Origin of the sequence: Streptomyces microflavus (genome assembly GCF_014650075.1) — a bacterium.
Lineage (GTDB): Bacteria > Actinomycetota > Actinomycetes > Streptomycetales > Streptomycetaceae > Streptomyces > Streptomyces microflavus.
Genome location: NZ_BMUG01000007.1, coordinates 129103 through 147340 on the forward strand (window position 1 = coordinate 129103; position 18238 = coordinate 147340).

At 70.8% G+C, this 18238-nt stretch carries 19 protein-coding genes; 10 read left to right on the plus strand and 9 right to left on the minus strand.

Translation table 11 applies throughout. The features are described 5' to 3' along the window. Window positions 1-172 precede the first annotated feature (172 nt). Entirely contained in the window at window positions 173-1267 is a 1095-nt protein-coding gene (locus IE264_RS21015; RefSeq protein ID WP_032758872.1) for a C40 family peptidase, read from the minus strand. A 236-nt stretch (window positions 1268-1503) separates the two neighbouring features. Then, window positions 1504-2289 (minus strand): class I SAM-dependent methyltransferase, encoded by a 786-nt coding sequence (locus tag IE264_RS21020; RefSeq protein ID WP_032758785.1) that lies wholly within the window; start codon window positions 2287-2289, stop codon window positions 1504-1506. A gap of 169 nt (window positions 2290-2458) precedes the next feature. Between IE264_RS21020 and mshA the strand changes: the two genes are divergently transcribed. The 4 genes from mshA to IE264_RS21040 all read left to right on the plus strand — a co-directional run bounded on the left by mshA (window position 2459) and on the right by IE264_RS21040 (window position 7366). Further along, window positions 2459-3850: a D-inositol-3-phosphate glycosyltransferase gene (gene mshA / locus IE264_RS21025; protein WP_032758786.1), complete on the plus strand. Its 1392-nt coding sequence runs from the start codon at window positions 2459-2461 to the stop codon at window positions 3848-3850. Window positions 3851-3899: 49 nt separating this feature from the next. Then, window positions 3900-4412, plus strand: coding sequence for a type III secretion system chaperone family protein (locus IE264_RS21030; RefSeq protein ID WP_015610281.1), 513 nt, complete (start codon window positions 3900-3902; stop codon window positions 4410-4412). 136 nt (window positions 4413-4548) lie between these two features. Further along, the gene (locus IE264_RS21035) at window positions 4549-6351 is read left to right on the plus strand and encodes a glycosyl hydrolase family 28-related protein (protein ID WP_106973126.1); all 1803 of its coding nucleotides are present in this window, start codon (window positions 4549-4551) and stop codon (window positions 6349-6351) included. Between the two features lie 202 nt (window positions 6352-6553). Continuing rightward, complete coding sequence (locus IE264_RS21040) at window positions 6554-7366, plus strand: hypothetical protein (protein ID WP_032758789.1); 813 nt, start codon at window positions 6554-6556, stop codon at window positions 7364-7366. Window positions 7367-7396: 30 nt separating this feature from the next. Here IE264_RS21040 and IE264_RS21045 read toward each other — a convergent pair whose 3' ends face one another. Next, the gene (locus IE264_RS21045) at window positions 7397-7639 is read right to left on the minus strand and encodes a hypothetical protein (protein ID WP_015610284.1); all 243 of its coding nucleotides are present in this window, start codon (window positions 7637-7639) and stop codon (window positions 7397-7399) included. Next, on the minus strand, window positions 7636-7884 hold the full coding sequence (locus tag IE264_RS21050; protein WP_015610285.1) for a hypothetical protein: 249 nt from the start codon (window positions 7882-7884) through the stop codon (window positions 7636-7638). Before IE264_RS21050 ends, IE264_RS21045 begins: the two co-directional genes overlap by 4 nt. A 494-nt stretch (window positions 7885-8378) precedes the next feature. Between IE264_RS21050 and IE264_RS21055 the strand changes: the two genes are divergently transcribed. Then, on the plus strand, window positions 8379-8696 hold the full coding sequence (locus IE264_RS21055; RefSeq protein WP_032758790.1) for a hypothetical protein: 318 nt from the start codon (window positions 8379-8381) through the stop codon (window positions 8694-8696). A gap of 63 nt (window positions 8697-8759) precedes the next feature. Here the strand turns inward: IE264_RS21055 and IE264_RS21060 are convergent, their stop codons facing one another. Continuing rightward, window positions 8760-9332, minus strand: a complete 573-nt coding sequence (locus tag IE264_RS21060; RefSeq protein WP_015610288.1) for an ArsR/SmtB family transcription factor — start codon at window positions 9330-9332, stop codon at window positions 8760-8762. Between the two features lie 77 nt (window positions 9333-9409). Here IE264_RS21060 and IE264_RS21065 point away from each other — a divergent pair, with 77 nt between their 5' ends. Further along, the gene (locus IE264_RS21065) at window positions 9410-10144 is read left to right on the plus strand and encodes a hypothetical protein (RefSeq protein ID WP_032758873.1); all 735 of its coding nucleotides are present in this window, start codon (window positions 9410-9412) and stop codon (window positions 10142-10144) included. Window positions 10145-10271: 127 nt separating this feature from the next. Here the strand turns inward: IE264_RS21065 and IE264_RS21070 are convergent, their stop codons facing one another. After that, window positions 10272-11033, minus strand: coding sequence for a phosphoglyceromutase (locus tag IE264_RS21070; RefSeq protein ID WP_031124604.1), 762 nt, complete (start codon window positions 11031-11033; stop codon window positions 10272-10274). A gap of 241 nt (window positions 11034-11274) precedes the next feature. Between IE264_RS21070 and IE264_RS21075 the strand changes: the two genes are divergently transcribed. Next, entirely contained in the window at window positions 11275-12603 is a 1329-nt protein-coding gene (locus IE264_RS21075; RefSeq protein ID WP_015610291.1) for an MDR family MFS transporter, read from the plus strand. Window positions 12604-12749: 146 nt separating this feature from the next. Here IE264_RS21075 and IE264_RS21080 read toward each other — a convergent pair whose 3' ends face one another. Beyond that, window positions 12750-12899 carry a hypothetical protein gene (locus tag IE264_RS21080; protein ID WP_015610292.1) on the minus strand — a complete coding sequence of 50 codons (150 nt, stop codon included), beginning with the start codon at window positions 12897-12899 and terminating at the stop codon, window positions 12750-12752. 351 nt (window positions 12900-13250) lie between these two features. Next, entirely contained in the window at window positions 13251-13940 is a 690-nt protein-coding gene (gene phoU / locus IE264_RS21085) for a phosphate signaling complex protein PhoU (protein WP_032758791.1), read from the minus strand. 199 nt (window positions 13941-14139) lie between these two features. On the opposite strand from phoU, the gene phoR reads away from it, so the two are divergent. Together phoR and phoP are read left to right on the plus strand one after the other, a co-directional pair. After that, the gene (gene phoR, locus IE264_RS21090; RefSeq protein WP_015610294.1) at window positions 14140-15402 is read left to right on the plus strand and encodes a two-component system sensor histidine kinase PhoR; all 1263 of its coding nucleotides are present in this window, start codon (window positions 14140-14142) and stop codon (window positions 15400-15402) included. A gap of 5 nt (window positions 15403-15407) precedes the next feature. Continuing rightward, the gene (phoP, locus tag IE264_RS21095; protein ID WP_007446453.1) at window positions 15408-16079 is read left to right on the plus strand and encodes a two-component system response regulator PhoP; all 672 of its coding nucleotides are present in this window, start codon (window positions 15408-15410) and stop codon (window positions 16077-16079) included. 97 nt (window positions 16080-16176) lie between these two features. Here phoP and IE264_RS21100 read toward each other — a convergent pair whose 3' ends face one another. Then, a complete protein-coding gene (locus IE264_RS21100) occupies window positions 16177-16878 on the minus strand; it encodes a lipoprotein (protein WP_032758792.1) in 702 nt (233 codons plus the stop codon). Between the two features lie 712 nt (window positions 16879-17590). On the opposite strand from IE264_RS21100, the gene IE264_RS21105 reads away from it, so the two are divergent. Beyond that, window positions 17591-18073, plus strand: a complete 483-nt coding sequence (locus IE264_RS21105; protein ID WP_006380568.1) for a CarD family transcriptional regulator — start codon at window positions 17591-17593, stop codon at window positions 18071-18073. Window positions 18074-18238 lie beyond the last annotated feature (165 nt).

The following is an 18238-nucleotide window of genomic DNA, read 5'->3' on the forward strand; positions in this document are numbered from 1 at the left end:
ATGGGGCACGGCGGGGGCGGGGGAGAGGCCATGACAAACATCACCCGCGCACGCCCGAGCCCGCCCCTGCCACGTGGCGCCGCTCACGTTCCTCGGCACGGAGTTCCTCGGGAGGGATCTCCTCGGGAGGGAGCTCGCGTTCCGCAGGAGGGGGGAAAAAGTCGGTGAGCCCCTACTTGTCCGGCCGGACCACACCGAGGATCTTCATCGAGCCGGCGCCCGCCAGCGTGACATGGCGGCCGGGGCGCGGGGAGTGGACGATCGTGCCGTCGCCGACGTACATCGCGACATGGCTGGCGTCGGCGTGGTAGATGATCAGGTCGCCGGGGCGCATGTCCTTGATGTCGATGCGCGGGAGCAGCCGCCACTGCTCCTGCGAGGTGCGCGGGATCGGCCGGCCCGCCGCCGCCCAGGCCTTCATGGTGAGCCCCGAGCAGTCGTACGAGCCCGGGCCTGTGGCCCCCCATACGTACGGCTTGCCGATCTGCGCGGTCGCGAAGGCGATGGCCGCCTTGCCGGCCGCGCTCGCCTCGCCGCTGATGGCCTCGACGTCCTGGACGGGGCGGGTGGCGAGCCAGGCGGACTGGGCCCTGTTGGCGGCTTCCTGCTCCAGCTGGCGGAGCCGGGCGCGCTCCTCCGTCTCCAGCTCCGATTCGAGCTTCTCCGCCGAGGCTATCCGGGCGTTGATCTTCTTCTTGGCCTTGGCCTGCTTGACCCGGTTCGTCTCCAGCTTGTGCCAGTTGCTGCTCGCGTCCTGGGTGTACGTCTCCAGGTCCTCCTGGGTCCGGTTCAGCTCGGCCAGGACCGTCTTGCTCGCCTGCTGGCTGGTGCGGACCTTGTTGACGCCGTCCAGGAAGAGCTGGGGGTCGTCGCTGAGGACCAGTTGGGCGCCGGGGGGCAGGCCGCCGTTGCGGTACTGCTCGCGCGCCTGGGCGCCGGCGCGGTCCTTCAACTCGGCTATGCGGGCCTGGCCGTCGACGATCGCCTTGGCCAGCTTCACGATCTCGCCGGACTGCTTCTTCGTCTGCTCCTCGGCGAGGTTGTACGCGTCCGTCGCCGCTGCGGCCTGCCGGTAGAGCGTCTCTATCTGCTCGCGGACCTTTTCGAGGTCCTTCTCGGACGACGGCCCCGGCGAAGAGGGGGCGGAGGCGGAGGGCGACGGCGTCGAGTCCGGCGTCGGCGCGGCCATCGCCTGGACCGGAACGGTCAGCAGGCTCAGCGCGCAGACCAGCGTGATGGCCGCGGCGGCGCAGTGGCGTCGGTTCACGAGCTCCCCCAGCAAGAACGAAATCAAGACAAAAGCAATAGAAGCCGGATAGCGTGCATCTGACTTACCATCAGTAACGTTCAGGCGACGTCGCGATCGTGCCATGTCGTCCCGTAAAGCAACAGAGGCAGTCGGTGTCCGGCGCCTCGTGATCCCCATCCCCAGGACGAACGACACGCGGTCGGCGTTCCCGTCGTTCCCCGGAAGAGCATACTTTCGCCCGGTCGGGTGATCGTTCAGCGGTCGTCGGGCCGCAGGGCGTCCCACGCCACCGTGACCTCGCCCTGGCGCCACCGCCGTACGCCGTCCGTCACCGGCCAGTCGGCCGACAGCGCCCGCACCGCGGCGATCCAGCGCTGCCGGGCGCCGAGCGACGCATAGGGGGAGGCCGCCGCCCAGGCCCGGTCGAAGTCGCGCAGGAACGCGTGGACCGGCTCGCCCGGAACGTTCCGGTGGATCAGCGCCTTCGGCAGCCGCTCCGCGAGATCGGAGGGGCGCTCCAGCGAGCCGAGCCGGGTCGCGAAGGTGACCGTGCGCGGCCCCTCGGGCCCCAGCGCCACCCAGACATGCCGGCGCCCGATCTCGTCGCAGGTCCCCTCCACCAGGAGCCCGCCGGGGGCGAGCCGGGAGCACAGCCGCGCCCAGACCTCGGCGACCTGGCCCTCGTCGTACTGCCTGAGCACGTTCGCGGCCCGGATGAGCGTGGGCCGCACCTCCAGCGGGATCTCGAAGCCGCCGTGGACGAAGGTGAGCCCCTCGCGCTCGTACGGCTTCGCCGCGGCGACCCGCTCCGGGTCGATCTCGATGCCCGCCACGGCGGTGCGGGGTTCGGCGGTACGCAGCCGGGCCAGGAGTTCGACGGCGGTCCAGGGGGCGGCCCCGTACCCGAGGTCGACGGCCACGGGGGCGTCGGCGCGGCGCAGGGCGGGGCCGTGCACGGCGGCGATCCAGCGGTCCATGCGGCGCAGCCGGTTCGGGTTGGTGGTCCCGCGGGTGGCGGTGCCGATGGGGCGCTGGCGCATGCGGTGAGCGTATGCGACAGGGAGGGACGGGTATCCGCAGGATGCCGCCTCCCCCCGCGTCCGTAATGATTTGGCAAAGAGGAAATGAAAGGCAGGATTCCGCTGTTCTCGCCCTTCGGAGGGCCCCGCGCCCCTTCGAGGCATGCCCTGAGTGAGGAGGACCGACGACGTGAGCCAGTACGTCTCCCGGCTCGGTTCCACCCGGACCGGGCCCCGCATCAGGTTCCCCGGCGGCTTCCCCGGGTCCTCCCGCAAGCCGCGGCGCATCGCGATGCTCTCCGTGCACACCTCCCCGCTCCACCAGCCCGGCACGGGCGACGCGGGCGGGATGAACGTCTACATCGTCGAGCTGGCCAAGCGCCTCGCCGCGATCAACATCGAGGTCGAGATCTTCACCCGGGCCACCACCGGCTCGCTGCCCCCCGAGGTCGAGCTGGCCCCCGGTGTCCTGGTCCGGCACGTCGACGCCGGGCCGTACGAGGGGCTCGCCAAGGAGGACCTGCCCGCCCAGCTCTGCGCCTTCACGCACGGTGTGATGCAGGCCTGGGCCGGCCAGCGCCCCGGCTACTACGACCTGGTGCACTCCCACTACTGGCTCTCCGGCCAGGTCGGCTGGCTCGCCGCCCAGCGCTGGGGCGTCCCGCTCGTGCACGCCATGCACACCATGGCCAAGGTCAAGAACGCCGCGCTCGCCGAGGGCGACACCCCCGAGCCGGCCGCGCGCGTCATCGGCGAGACCCAGATCGTCCACGCCTCCGACCGGCTGATCGCCAACACCGCCGAGGAGGCCGACGAGCTGGTCCGCTTCTACGACGCCGACCCCTCCGCCGTCGCCGTCGTGCACCCCGGCGTCAACCTGGAGCGCTTCCGCCCCTTCCCCAAGGGCTCCGACAAGCTCCGTCCAGGGGAGGCCCCATCCGCCCGCGCCGCCGCGCGGGCCCGGCTCGGCCTGCCGCAGGACGCGCTGATCCCCCTCTTCGCGGGGCGCATCCAGCCGCTGAAGGCCCCGGACGTGCTGCTGCGCGCGGTCGCCGTCCTCCTGGACCGGGACCCCTCCCTCCGCTCCCGCATCGTCGTGCCCGTCGTCGGCGGGCCGAGCGGCAGCGGGCTCGCCAAGCCCGAGGGGCTCCAGAAGCTGGCCGCGCGCCTCGGCATCGCCGATGTCGTACGGTTCCACCCGCCGGTGGGCCAGGACCGGCTCGCGGACTGGTTCCGGGCCGCGTCCGTGCTGGTCATGCCGTCGTACAGCGAGTCCTTCGGTCTGGTCGCCATCGAGGCCCAGGCGGCCGGTACGCCGGTGGTCGCGGCGGCGGTGGGCGGGCTGCCGGTGGCGGTGCGGGACGAGGTCAGCGGCTTCCTGATACCCGGCCACGACCCGGAGGCGTACGCCCGCGCGATCGAGCGGTTCGCGGACGCGCCGGAGCTGGTGGAGCGCATGGGGGCGGCGGCCGCGGCGCACGCGCAGTCCTTCGGCTGGGACACGGCGGCCTCGGCGACGGCCGACGTCTACACGGCGGCGCTGGCCGACCACCGCCGCCGGGCGCGTACCCACCACGGCTGAGGCGCTGCCCGCGCCTGCCCCGCGCAGGGGGCTGACGTACGCTCGCTGCATGGCTGACGTACCCGATGGAACAGCAGCGGCCCAGGTCATCGAGGCGACGCTGAACGAGGCCGGGCTCGCCTGGGAGAGCCCCGCGCCCGGCAATTTCGTGGTGACGCTGCCGGGCACCCGCAAGCTGTCGACGACCTGTTCGCTGATCGTCGGCAAGCACTCCCTCTCCCTCAACGCCTTCGTCGTCCGCCACCCGGACGAGAACGAGGCCGAGGTGCACCGCTGGCTCCTGGAGCGCAACCTCCGCCTCTTCGGCCTGAGTTACGCGATCGACTCGCTCGGTGACGTCTACCTGGCCGGCAAGCTGCCGCTCTCCGTGGTCACCCCCGAGGAGCTGGACCGGCTGCTCGGCACGGTCCTGGAGGCGGCCGACGAGTCGTTCAACACCCTCCTCGAACTGGGCTTCGCGAGCTCGATCCGCAAGGAGTACGCGTGGCGGGTCTCGCGCGGCGAGTCCACGCGCAACCTCGACGCGTTCAGCCACCTGATCGAGCGCTCGTCCGACGGCTGAGGCCGGGTCCGCTCCACAAGCTGTACCGGACACCCCGCCGCACAGGGCCTTCCCTGCGCCGTAGAGCCATGTCATGCTCACCGCCAACGCAGACGTGAACCATGTTCAGATATGCGAACGGAAGGTGGTTCGGATCATGGCGACCCACGGGAACATCAGCAGGCGCGGACTGCTCGGCAGCGCGGCGGCGGTCGTGGCGGCGGCCGCGACGCACGCGATGAGTGGCACGGCGGCCGCGACGCACACGATGAGCGGTACGGCGGCCGCGACGCACACGATGAGCGGTACGGCGGCCGCGACGCACGCGATGAGTGGCACGGCCGCCGCGACCCGCAGGGCGCCGGCCCCCGCCGACTCCGCCGCCCTCTGGCGGGAGTTCACCGCGGCCCCCTACACCCACCCCCAGATCCCCTTCGTCGGCCGGGCCGGCTACCGCGCCGGATCCGCCCTCCCGGGCCGCCGCTCCCGGAAGACCGGAGCCCGCGGCTTCGTCACCGACGTCGTACGGGACCACGGGGCCCGCCCCGACGGCTCGGCCGACGCCGCCCCCGCCATCAACCGCGCCATCGTCGCGGCCGGGGAGCGGGGCGGCGGCACGGTGACCATCCCGGCGGGGACGTACCGCATCGACGACATCATCCGCATCGGCCACAGCGGCGTCGTGGCGCGCGGCGCGGGCAGCGGTGCCACGAAGCTGCTCGCGACCCGCAGCCTCACCGAGCTGATCGGCGTCTACGGCAGCCGGTACGGCGGCGACAAGTCCAGCTGGTCCTGGGCCGGCGGGCTCATCTGGCTCTGCCCGAAGGAGCGTTGGGCCTCGCTCACCGACGCGATCCGGGCGAAGGCGTGGCCCTTCGAGGGCTGGACCGGCAACCGCCGCGACGCGTGGCGCACCCTCGCCGTCCCGGCCCCCGCACGCCGGGGCGACCGTACGGTCACGGTCGACGACGCCCGAGGGCTCAGGCCCGGCGCCCTCGTCCTCCTCCGCCTCGCCGACGACTCCGGACACACGCTGCTCCAGCACATGGCGGGCGAGAGCGAAGGTGCGCGGGCGTACACCTGGGCGGACAAGACCAAGCTGACCTCGTACGTCCCCTACGAGTGGCCCGTCCGCATCACCGCCGTACATGGCCGCCGCATCACCCTGGAACGCCCGCTCCCGCTCGACATCCGCGCCGCGTGGGACCCCCGCCTCACCACCCTGGTCACCCCGCTCACCGGTTCGGGCGTGGCGGGTCTGACGCTGGAGGCGCCTCTGAAGCCGCAGGCCCCGCACCTGCTGGACCAGGGGTACAACGGCCTCGCGTTCCAGTGCGCGTACGACTGCTGGGCGGACGACGTGACGGTCCGGCACGTCGACAACGGCTTCGGCCTGATCGGCGCTTCGGCCTGCACCCTGCGCCGTACGAAGGTGGAGGGCCGGGGCGCCCACCACCCGTACTACTGCCGCGAGGGCTCGCACGACAACCTGATCGAGGACTTCACCGTCGCGGAGCGCACCACCCCCGCGCCCTCCGGCACCCAGCTCCACGGCATCAACGTCGAGGGCCTGTCCAGCTACAACGTCTGGTCGCGGGGCCGGATGGAGATGGGCACGTTCGACTCGCACCGGGGCATGCCGTTCGCCAACGTCCGCACCGACATCACGGTGAACAACAACGGGGTCCACGGCGGCGACGCGAGCGCGGGCCCGCTGTTCGGGGCGCGCTTCACACACTGGAACATCCGGGTCACCAACGGCCGGGCCGGGCTGATGAGGATCGACGGCCTCGCCCCGTACAGCGCGACGGTCGGGATCAGTGAGGTAAGGGAGTTCGGCCAGATCGACGTCCCCGACTTCACCGGCGACCTGCACACGAGGCTGGCGGCGTACGGCACTCCGGAGGCGGTCAGGCCGGCCAACCTGTACGAGGCGCAGCGGGGTGTACGCGCACGTTAGGGAGACCCCGTGCGGCGGCACCGCACAGTGGGTTCACAGGATGATCACGGCGGAATCACGATCTTGGGAGGGGGGCCGCCGGACCGGTCGTCGCTCACAGGTTCGACCATAAAGTGTGGGTCACTGCGACGGTCCGTCCCAGACGGCGTCGAAGTGCCGCACGGGGGAGGGGCGGTTGCTCCCCGAACCGGAGAGAAGAACCATGCGCGCCACTGCTGTACGCCGTACCGCCCTCGCCGCCTGTGCGGTCTCGCTGACCCTGCTGGTCACGGCCTGCGGCGGCTCGTCCGACGCGGAGGACGGGAAGAACGACAAGGGCGGTGCCGCGAACGGCGCCGACTCGGCGCCGAAGACCTCGGCCAAGGCGCTCAGCGCCGCCGAGCTGGAGACCGCGTCGCTGAAGCAGGGCGACGTCGAGGGCCACAAGATCGCCAAGACCGGCCCGGACGACGAGATGCCGGAAGGTGGCGTCACGGTCGACAAGGAGGCCTGCCTCCCGGTCGCCCACGCGATGTACGGCGTCGCGCAGAAGGGCTCGGCCGCCACGGCGAAGCGCAAGGTCGTCAGTGAGCCGAAGAAGGCCGACGCCAAGAAGTCGGTGGAGGACCTGACGGACGGCGACGCCGAGGACGTGCTGAAGGCGGCCTTCGACGTGACCTCCACCTTCATCGCGCTGCATGCGTACGAGGGGACGGCGGGTCCGGACACGTTCGCCGCGCTGAAGAAGGCCGCGGGGGAGTGCGCGGGCGGCTTCACCGCCACGATCGCCGGTGAACCGCAGAAGGTCGTCTCGGTCACCGAGGAGAAGGTCACCGGCGGCGACGAGTCCGCAGCGTGGACGGTCACCGCCATGGGCGACGGCGACGACCAGGTCCCGACCAAGCTGGTGGCGCTCCGCGAGGAGGGCACCGTGGCGACGTTCTACTCGGTCAACCTGGCAGCGATGGGGGGCCGCAGCGTGAAGTTCCCCGTGCCGACGGAGGTCGTGGCGGCGCAGGCGAAGAAGCTCGGCTGATGAACGTACCCCTGCCCGGCGGCTCAGGCTTCAGGGCAGGGGTACGAGCCGTACGACGGTGACGGTCAGCACGGACCGGGAGACGTAGTAGAGGACGATGGCCCCGGAGACGGTGGCCTCACGCCGGTCCCGCTCGCTCTTGACGGCGGAGGAGGCGTGCCCGTACGGCTCCCTGCCCAGGGTGCGGGCCATCTCGTCCCGGAAGGACAGGCCGTCGCCCATCTTGGCCAGGGTGTCGTCGGCGGGCGGCGCGTAGGAGATGCGGAAGCTCAAGCGACGCTCCGCCTCTCGGCCTCGTCCTGCGCCAGCCGGTCCAGGATCTGCTCGGCCTCGGGATCGGGAACGGCCTCCAGCATCCAGTGCCGCATGACGGCCTGGATCTCATGGACCCCGGCCCCGTTGATGGCGAGATCGAACTCCTCGCGTCTCTCCTCGGGCAGCGCGGCCCGGATGTCCGGGATGCTGTTGGGCACCTCGACCTCGGCACCGCCGACGAAGGTCTTCAGAGACTCGCCCATGATCGCTCTCCCCGATCTCCCTTGCCCTTGCGTGTGAGGGTCACCGTAGTGCGTGGGGGCCGGAGTTCGGGCTGGGGGTGCAGGCCTCGGTCACTGCCGACCGGCAGCCGCCCGGGCACCGGTCTCAGGACGGACTGCCGTACCGGTCCTCGATCTGACGCTCTGCGCGGGGGCACGCGGCCATCCTCCCGATGGGCGTCAGGTAGCTGCTGGTCGGCTCTTCCGCGCATGACTTCAGGCCGTGCCATGAACAGCGGCGGCCATGCCCTACGGTGCCCGCGCGGTGCAACGACGGTTTGTACGAGTACTTTTCCAGGGCCATGAGAGCTCCTCGAAGGTGGCAGATCATCCGCTCCAAGGGTTGCCCGACCGGGCAACCCGCCCGACGAGACCCACACCGGGCTCGCCCGCCCTCCGCATGATGCCGAACCGAGGGCGTGAGATCGACCCTCTGCGCCGGAACTCTATGGGCTCTCATGGGACAGAATCGAACAATGTCCCGATCGGTAGGCGCACACACCGCCGACCCGTGCCTGCGTTGCTACGCAGAGGCGGTGCGTGAGGGCACCCCGTTGTCCACGCCGGGGTCGGACAGGATCGACGCGGTGGGCTACGCCTGCGACCGATGTGCGCATACCTGGAGTCGCCCGGTCCCGGACGACCTGGAGGTCCACGACGTGGTCAGGGTGAACCTCCCCGAGGCCACGCTCTACGGCACCGCCTGGGAGGTGGAGGAGGACCGGGTCCAGGTGCGGGGATCGGGCGGGATGTGGCTGGTGTGGGTGGAGCGTTGGAGAGTCGTCATCTACTGACGAGGCCGCCGCCCCGAGGCGCGAGCGAGCCCCCGGCCGACGGACGGGCCGGCCGGCTGCCGGTCAGTCGGCTGGCAGGCCGAACCAGCGGAGGAGTACGGGTCGTGCGTCGGCGGGGGCGTCCTCGGGACCTCGGGCATAGCGCGCGAGCAGGGCCAGATAGTCGTCGTGGAAGGCGTCCAGCTCACCCTTCGTCAGGTGGGTGAGGCTGCGGGAACCCCGCATCCAGCCTTCGGACTCCGCCTGCCCGGCGCTGAACTGCCGGGCGAGCTCGACGTCCTCGTCCATCCTCATCCGGTCCAGCTCGGCCGCCATGGCGCGCTCGGCCTCCGTCAGCTCACCCTGCGGCGGCCTGCGGATGTCGAGCCCGCGCACCCCGCGCCACCAGCGCTCCCGCCCGGTGGAGCGCTCGGGGATGTCCTCGATGAGGCCACTGCGCTCCAGCATGCGCAGGTGGTAGCTGAGCGTCCCGGTGTTCTCGCCGAGGGCGGCGGCCAGCGTGGTCGAGGTGGCCGGGCCCGCCGCGCCGAGGTGGCGCAGGATGCGCAGGCGCAGGGGGTGCGAGAGCGCCTTGAGCACCTCGGGGCTGTCGACCGTGCGCGGCTCTGCGGCTTCCGCTCTCCGCTCTTTCGTCATGGGGTCAGCCTATCCGGACGGCAGCAATTTCTCTGCAGAGCTTCCTCTGCAGAGAAAGCTCTGCAATGCTGAAACGCATGACCCCGAACCGAGTGACCTTGAACCGCGCACTCCGCCGCTTCGCAAGTGCTGCTGCGGGGGCCCTGCTTGCCGGACTCACGCTGGGCACCGCACCCGCGCATGGAGCTGAACGGGCCCCGGCTCTGCCCGAGTTCGACTTCTCCGCCTGCCCGACCGCCGACGAGCTGCCCGCAGGTGCGGACCCCGGGACCTGGCGCTGCGAGGTCATGCACGCCACGGGGCACCTGCGCCTGGGCGCCATCGACGAGCCGCTCACCGAACCGATGAAGATCACCTTTGCGGAAGGCCGTGTGGACGGTGAATTCCGCCAGGTCTTCGGCAGGATGACCGCTGCGCCGATCCGGGTGGGAGGCACCCCGCTGACGCTGACTCCGCAGTACGGCGGCTACTCGGACTTCCTGTCCGACGACACCCGGCGCGGCGAGTTCGACATCAAGTTCGCCCTGGGCCGGGCGCACGGGCTGCCGGCCGGGCCGTCGTCGGGCTGCTCGGTGGGCAGCGATGAAGAGGCGGTCCACCTGGTGCTCAAGGACACCGATCCCACCCGGGTGATATCCAGGGACCCCTTGATCGTGGCTTTCGCCGCCCAGGACACGGAGTTCACCGCCCCGCGCACCACTGGCTGCGGCCCCCTGGGGCGCGTGCTCGACCGGGCCCTGGGGCTGCCGTCCGCGGCGGGGACGAACGCGTTCACCATGGATGTCACGGTGGCCATCCGGCCCTACGCGTAGACCGGGTTCGGTGAGTGACCGTCAATACCTGTGCTCGCCACAACTTGGCAGTCCTACAGCACGCCCGGCACGTGAAAATGCCCCCGCCCCGCGCCGTATGCGCAGGTCGGGGGCATGATCAAGGAAGCTACTTCTTCTTGCCCTGGTTCTTCACGGCCTCGATGGCCGCCTTCGCCGCGTCCGGGTCGAGGTACGTGCCGCCCGGCTTCAGCGGCTTGAAATCGGCGTCGAGCTCGTAGGAGAGCGGGATGCCGGTCGGGATGTTGAGGCCCGAGATGTCCTCGTCCGAGATGCCGTCCAGGTGCTTCACCAGACCGCGGAGGCTGTTGCCGTGGGCGGCGACCAAGACCGTGCGGCCGGTGAGGAGGTCGGGGACGATGCTGTCGAACCAGTACGGGAGCATCCGGACGACGACGTCCTTCAGGCACTCCGTGTCCGGGCGCACCTCCGGCGGGAGGGTCGCGTAGCGCGGGTCGTCGAACTGGCTGTACTCGTCGTCGCGGGCCAGCGGCGGCGGCGGGGTGTCGTACGAGCGGCGCCAGAGCATGAACTGCTCCTCGCCGAACTCGGCCAGCGTCTGTGCCTTGTCCTTGCCCTGGAGGGCGCCGTAGTGGCGCTCGTTCAGGCGCCAGGAGCGGCGGACCGGGATCCAGAGGCGGTCGGCGGACTCCAGGGCCAGCTGCGCGGTGCGGATCGCGCGGCGCTGGAGGGAGGTGTGCAGGACGTCGGGGAGCAGACCGGCGTCCTTGAGCAGCTCACCGCCGCGGACTGCTTCCTTCTCGCCCTTTTCGGTGAGGTTGACGTCCACCCAACCGGTGAACAGGTTCTTCGCGTTCCATTCGCTCTCGCCGTGGCGGAGGAGGATCAGCTTGTACGGTGCGTCGGCCATGAGTCCGAGCGTAATCGAACCCCTGCGGCCTTCGCGCGCCCGCCCGCGTAGCGGACAGGGCACCCGTGGAGGTGCCGGGCGCACCGACGGCTGACGGTTCGCCGGGGCGCGGGCCGCGCTGACGATTGACGGGCGGCGTCAATCGGGTGGCGGGTGGGAAGCGGAGCTTCGTAATGTTCGGACTGCCATCGGGACTCTTACCCGGTGCGCCTTGGTCCGTACGTCCCGTGGGGGGAACCGCATGTCCGTCGCCGGTCTCAGAACAGCCGCCCGCGAGACCGTCTCCGGGCTGCCCCGGGAGTTCTGGTGGCTCTGGCTCAGCACCCTGGTCAACCGCCTCGGGGCCTTCGTCGCCACCTTCATGGCGCTGTACCTGACCCTGGACCGGGGCTACTCGGCCTCGTACGCCGGTCTCGTCGCCGCCCTCCACGGGCTCGGCGGGGTCATCTCCTCGCTCGGCGCCGGGGTGATGACCGACCGGCTGGGGCGGCGGCCCACCATGCTGATCGCGCAGCTCTCGACGGCCGTCTCCGTGGCGGTGCTCGGGTTCATGGTGCACCCCTTCGCCATCGCGGGGGTGGCCTTCCTCGTCGGCATGGCGAGCAACGCCTCGCGCCCCGCCGTCCAGGCGATGATGGCGGACATCGTGCCCCCCAAGGACCGCGTGCGGGCCTTCTCGCTCAACTACTGGGCCATCAACCTCGGGTTCGCGGTCTCGTCCGCCGCGGCCGGGTTCATCGCCGAGTACAGCTACCTCGCCGGCTTCATCGGCGAGGCCCTGATGACCCTGGTCTGCGCCGTCCTCGTCTTCGTGAAGGTGCCCGAGTCGCGGCCCGCGCAGACGCCCGTGAAGACCGCCGACGGGAAGCGGGCCAAGGACGAGGTGCGGCTCATCACGGTTCTGCGCGACGGGCGTTTCATGGGGGTCGTGGGGCTGTCGTTCCTGGTGTCGCTGATCTTCCAGCAGGGGTACGTGGGGCTGCCGGTGGCGATGGGGGCGGACGGGCTCTCCAGCTCCGACTTCGGCACCGCCATCGCCGTCAACGGGGTGCTGATCGTGGCCCTCCAGATCCCCGTCACCCGCTTCATCCAGCACCGCGATCCACGGCGGCTGCTGATCATCTCCTCGGTGCTCGCCGGGTACGGCTTCGGCCTCACCGCCTTCGCCGGTTCCGTCGCGGTGTACGCCCTGACGGTGTGCGTCTGGACCCTCGCCGAGATCGTCAACGCGCCCACCCAGACGGGCCTGGTCGTGCAGCTGTCACCGGCTCAGGGCCGGGGCCGCTACCAGGGCGTGTACACGATGTCCTGGTCGGTGGCCGCGCTCGTCGCGCCCCTGATGTCCGGTTTCGTGATCGACCATTACGGCGCCGCCTGGCTCTGGGGCGCCTGCGCGGTGATCGGTACGGTCGCCGCCCTCGGCTACTGGCTGCTGATGCGCAACCTGCCCCGCGAGGAGACCCCGGGCGAGGAGAACGTCCCCGAGCCCGCCCCCGTACCCGCTCAGGCCCGCCCGGACCAGGCCGAGCCCGACCCGGCGGCGGCAGTGGCGGTGGAACGCGCGGTCTGACCCCGTACACCCGTGCACCCGTACACCCGTGCACCCCTGCAGCCGTGCAGGGAAGTCCCGTACACGCGGGAACGCGGCGACGGCGCCCGCCCGGAGAACCGACCGGGCGGGCGCCGTCCGCATGCGTACGGGATGAGTGGCGCGGGTCAGCCCGAGCAGCCGCCGCACTGGCACGGAGCACCGGACTGGCAGCCGCACCCGCAGCCCGAGCCGCAGCCGCAGGCGCCGAGCACGGGCAGGTGCACCACTTCGGTCGGGGTCTCCAGCTGGGGTTCGGTCATGGGGGAATCGGCCATGGTCCCTCCTCAGGGGCGTACGGCTGGGCGGCCGACGCCGGTGCGCCGCCGCCGGGGACGTACGGACATGGCACGTACCGCACGTACGGCACGCAAGGCACCTGCTGCACGTCTCGCAGGCAGCGCACGTACGGCGTACGGCTGCCATGGCGCCGTCCCCGCCCCATTGCATGCCCATCCCGGCGGGCGCATCAACGGCGCACATGGGCAGGAACGCATGTGCGACTCGCGTGCGCCGGGAGCGCGTGAGGCCATCACGCACCGCCGGGACCTCTGAGGATCACGCGATCCTGCGGCACCCCTGAGGATCACGCGATCCCCTATAGGGCGTCGCGTGATCCGTACAGACCGCTACGAGCCCTCCACCGGCGTCGCCGTCGCCGTCGCCGCCTGGATCTCGTCGGCGTGCTCACCCGTCACCAGGTAGACGACGCGCTTGGCCACCGAGACCGCGTGGTCGGCGAAGCGCTCGTAGTAGCGGCCCAGCAGCGTCACGTCGACGGCCGTCTCGATGCCGTGCTTCCAGCGGTCGTCCATCAGGTGCTGGAAGAGCGTGCGGTGCAGCAGGTCCATCTCGTCGTCGTCCTGCTCCAGCTGGAGCGCCAGATCGACGTCCTTGGTGATGATGACCTCGGCCGCCTTGGCCATCAGCCGCTGGGCGAGCTGCCCCATCTCCAGGATGGTGGCGTGCAGGTCGTGCGGGACCGCCGACTGCGGGAAGCGCAGCCGGGCCAGCTTCGCCACGTGCTGGGCGAGGTCGCCCGAGCGCTCCAGGTCGGCGCTCATCCGCAGCGAGGTCACCACGATCCGCAGATCGGTCGCCACCGGCTGCTGACGGGCGAGGAGGGCGATCGCGCGCGCCTCCAGGTCGTGCTGGAGGTCGTCGACCTTCTGGTCGCCGGCGATCACGCTCTCCGCGAGCTTCAGGTCGGCGTCGAGCATGGACGTGGTCGCCCGTCCGATCGCCGATCCGACCAGCCGGGCCATCTCGACCAGGCCTTCTCCGATCGAGTCGAGTTCCTCGTGGTAAGCGTCGCGCATGGAAGTCCCTCTCCAGTTCCAGAACTGAGGCCGGGGTCTCGGACCGACCCCCACGGTTACACGGTGGGGCCGCAACGCGTCCGTATCCGGCCCCCTAAGTGAACCGGCCCCATCCCCTCGGTGAACTCTGGGCGACGAGTGTTCGAGATGGCACTCGGACGGCTGGGAGAGTGTCGTCGCACCCGCATAACCTTGAAGCATGGACGTGAACGCGGCGGTCGCCGCAGCTGCAGCGATCGCCGGGCTCTGTACCGGTGTGATCGCCATGCTGGCGTTCCGCTGGAGCGAGCGCGACCTGAAACGGCCCACGCGTACGTCCCTGCGGCCGGACAGCAACGCGGCCCTGCCGCCGGGGGTGGACACGGTCCTCTCCGTGCTCAGCTCCTCCGCCGTCGTGCTCGACGAGAGCGACAGCGTGGTCAAGGCCAGCTCCGCCGCGTATGCGCTGGGCCTGGTCAGAGGCGGCCGCCTGGCCGTCGAGCCGATGCTCAACATGGCCCGCGACACCCGGCGCGACGGTGAGATACGACAGGGGGAGCTGGACCTCCCCCGGCGCGGCACCGGCCGGGGGGACACGCTCGCCGTCTCCGCCCGGGTCGCCCCGCTGGGCTCGCGGCTGGTGCTGCTGCTGGTCGAGGACCTCACCGAGGCCCGTCGGATAGAGGCGGTCCGGCGCGACTTCGTCGCCAACGTGAGCCATGAGCTCAAGACCCCCACGGGAGCGCTCTCGCTGCTCTCCGAGGCGGTCATGGACGCCTCCGACGACCCGGAGGCGGTCGAGCGGTTCGCCGGACGGATGCAGATCGAGGCGACCCGGCTGACCAACCTGGTCCAGGAGCTCATCGACCTCTCCCGGGTGCAGAACGACGACCCCCTGGAGGACGCCGAGCCGGTCAAGGTGGAGGTGCTCGTCGCCGAGGCGATCGACCGCTGCCGCCAGCAGGCCGGCTCCAAGCAGATCACCATGGCCTCCGGCGGCACCGAGGGCCTCACGGTCTGGGGCAACCGGGGCCAGCTCGTCGGAGCGCTCGGCAACCTCGTCGAGAACGCCGTCAACTACAGTCCCGCCCGCACCCGGGTCGGTATCGCGGCCCGCCGCACCGCCGGACCGGGCGGGGACCTGATCGAGATCGCCGTGACCGACCAGGGCATCGGCATCTCGGAGAAGGACCGCGAGCGGGTCTTCGAGCGGTTCTACCGCGTCGACCCGGCCCGCTCACGGGCCACCGGTGGCACCGGTCTCGGCCTCGCCATCGTCAAACACGTGGCCGCCTCGCACGGCGGGGAGGTCACCGTCTGGAGCTCCGAGGGACAGGGCTCCACCTTCACCCTCCGGCTGCCCGAATCGGGCGTCGCGAGGGGACGCACCACCGGCGGACCCCTTATCGTCAACGGCGACGACAAGGGACCGTTCGAGACCGACTCCTATGACCCCTTCCCTGCCCCGGAGGCTCTTCCGTGACCCGAGTGCTTGTCGTCGAGGATGAGGAATCCTTCAGCGACGCCCTGTCCTACATGCTGCGCAAGGAAGGTTTCGAGGTCGCGATCGCGGCGACCGGCCCCGACGGCCTGGACGAGTTCGAGCGCAACGGCGCCGATCTGGTCCTGCTCGACCTGATGCTGCCCGGCCTGCCCGGCACCGAGGTGTGCCGCCAGCTCCGCAGCCGCTCCAACGTTCCGGTGATCATGGTCACCGCCAAGGACAGCGAGATCGACAAGGTCGTCGGGCTCGAAATAGGAGCCGACGACTACGTCACCAAGCCCTTCTCCTCGCGCGAGCTCGTCGCCCGCATCCGCGCCGTCCTGCGCCGCCGCGGCGAGCCGGAGGAGGTCACCCCGGCCGCCCTGGAGGCGGGCCCGGTCCGCATGGACGTGGACCGGCACGTCGTCACGGTCTCCGGCGGCAAGGTCGACCTCCCGCTCAAGGAGTTCGACCTCCTGGAGATGCTCCTGCGCAACGCGGGCCGGGTGCTGACCCGCATGCAGCTCATCGACCGGGTCTGGGGCGCGGACTACGTCGGTGACACCAAGACCCTCGACGTCCACGTCAAGCGGCTGCGCGCCAAGATCGAGCCCGACCCCGGCGCGCCGCGCTACCTCGTCACGGTGCGGGGCCTCGGGTACAAGTTCGAGCCGTAAACCGCGGGGCACAGACACGCGAGGGGGCGCTTCCCGGCCGGGAAGCGCCCCCTCGCGTGTCTGCGTGTTCGGTTCCGTCGTACGTACGCGGGTGGCGTCAGCCCGCCGGGGTCTCCTGGGAGCCCGCGGTGCCGCCCTGCTGCTCCGTACCGGCCGCCGGGGACTCCGGGGCGCCCGGGGTCTCGCCGGACGGCGTGCCCGGCGTCTCGGAGCCGCCGGTGGACGGGGTCTCGGAGCCGCTGGCGGAGGGCGTCCCGCTCGGCTTCGGCTCCGGGGCCTCGGGCCGCGCGCTGGGGCCGAAGTCCTCGTAGTAGCCGGTCGCCGGGACGACGTTCGCGCCGAGGGCGACGTCGCCGGTGCGGCTCAGCTTGAAGACGACCTGCTGGACGTTGCCGTCCTGCGTGGCCTCGCGGCCCTCGTCGATCACGGCGGAGGCGTTGCCCTTGCCGCCGAGAATGACCCGGCCGCCGGCCGGGATCTCGACGGGGCCCTTGCCCTTCGCCGGCCGGAGCGTCACCCGGACGTCGGTGCCGGGCAGCGTGATGCTCTCCAGGACCTCGGCCTCGGTGCCGTCGTTGAACAGCGTCGCGGTGACAGCGGCGGGACCCTCGGCCTCGGCCTCGGCCTGCGTGATCACATTCGCGTTCTGGACCTTGATGCTGCCCACCGAGGTGGCCGCGTTGTCCGGCCTGACCTTGAGCGTCTCGGCGTTGTTGCCCGCCGCGCAGGCGGACAGGGAGACGATCGAGAACGCGATGGCAGTGGCGGCGAGAGCGCCGTGTCGAAGGCTGCGGCTCACGGCGGCGGCAACTCCTAAACGATCGGACTGCGGACTTTCGGACGTCGGGCGTTGGGCTGAGCGCCCCGCGGACGGCCGGGAAGGGGTGACGTAAAGCCGTCCTAAGGGTGTGTCAGCGGCCTTAGGCTACCGAGCCGCCCCTCCTGCCCCGCACCCGACCCGCCCCTAGGCGCTCCGGCTCTTCCCGGGGTCCAGGCGGGAGGGTCCCCGGCGAGCGCGAAGCGGCCACGGCCGGCGGGAGCGCGGCCGGACCGGTGGCCGTGCTTCCGCCGGTCCGGGCGGCGCGTCACGTGCCGTTCACATAATCGCGGTGATCAATTCCTCCGGCCCGCGGCGCATTCCCGCGAAAGGCGTCGCGAGAGTGCCGTGAGGGTGTGGTGAGGGGAGGGCCTTGATCAATTTCATTGGCCACCCGCACTTACATCCGTACGGGTGATCGATGACCGAACGGAGTACGTAAAGTTCACCATCTGGAACCCGACAAAACGGGACTTTCGCCCTCTTCTGTGGGGCTTCCGGGCTGTGTGACGTGAGCGTTTCCCTCCGGTCGCACAGCCGCTCCGACCTGCGAATACCGTCTTCCGGAAGCCTTCCGCAGCACGTTCGTGTTGCTGTTGTCAAGCCCTGAGATATGCCCTGACCTGCGAAAACGCCATTCAGGAGAGGCGATTCTCGTGTTACTCTGGATAGCCACGGAAGGGGTACCTGTCACATGACGTTCAAGGTTGGCGACACCGTGGTCTATCCCCATCACGGGGCCGCGCTGATCGAGGCTATCGAAACTCGCCAGATCAAAGGCGTGGACAAGACCTACTTGGTGCTCAAGGTCGCCCAGGGCGACTTGACGGTTCGTGTGCCTGCGGACAATGCGGAGTTCGTGGGCGTGCGCGACGTGGTCGGGCAGGAGGGACTGGACCGGGTCTTCGAGGTGCTTCGTGCACCGTATGCCGAAGAGCCGACGAACTGGTCCCGGCGGTACAAGGCAAATCTGGAAAAGCTCGCCTCGGGCGATGTCATCAAGGTCGCTGAAGTCGTGCGTGACCTGTGGCGTCGTGAGCGCGAGCGCGGCCTCTCCGCCGGAGAGAAGCGCATGCTCGCCAAGGCCCGCCAGATCCTGGTGAGTGAGCTCGCTCTCGCGGAGAACACGAACGAAGACAAGGCCGAGGCCCTGCTTGACGAGGTCCTCGCGTCCTGAACCGGATCGCACCGGTTGCAAGAATGTGCCGCGGTGCCCGCTGACCATCCGTTTTCACGGTGTGTCGTCGGGCGCTGCGGCATGTCCGGACCCGGATCGGTCGCCCGACTTCCGGTAATCCCCGACTTCCGGTGATCCCTGTACCCGGTGACGGTGGTGCGTCCG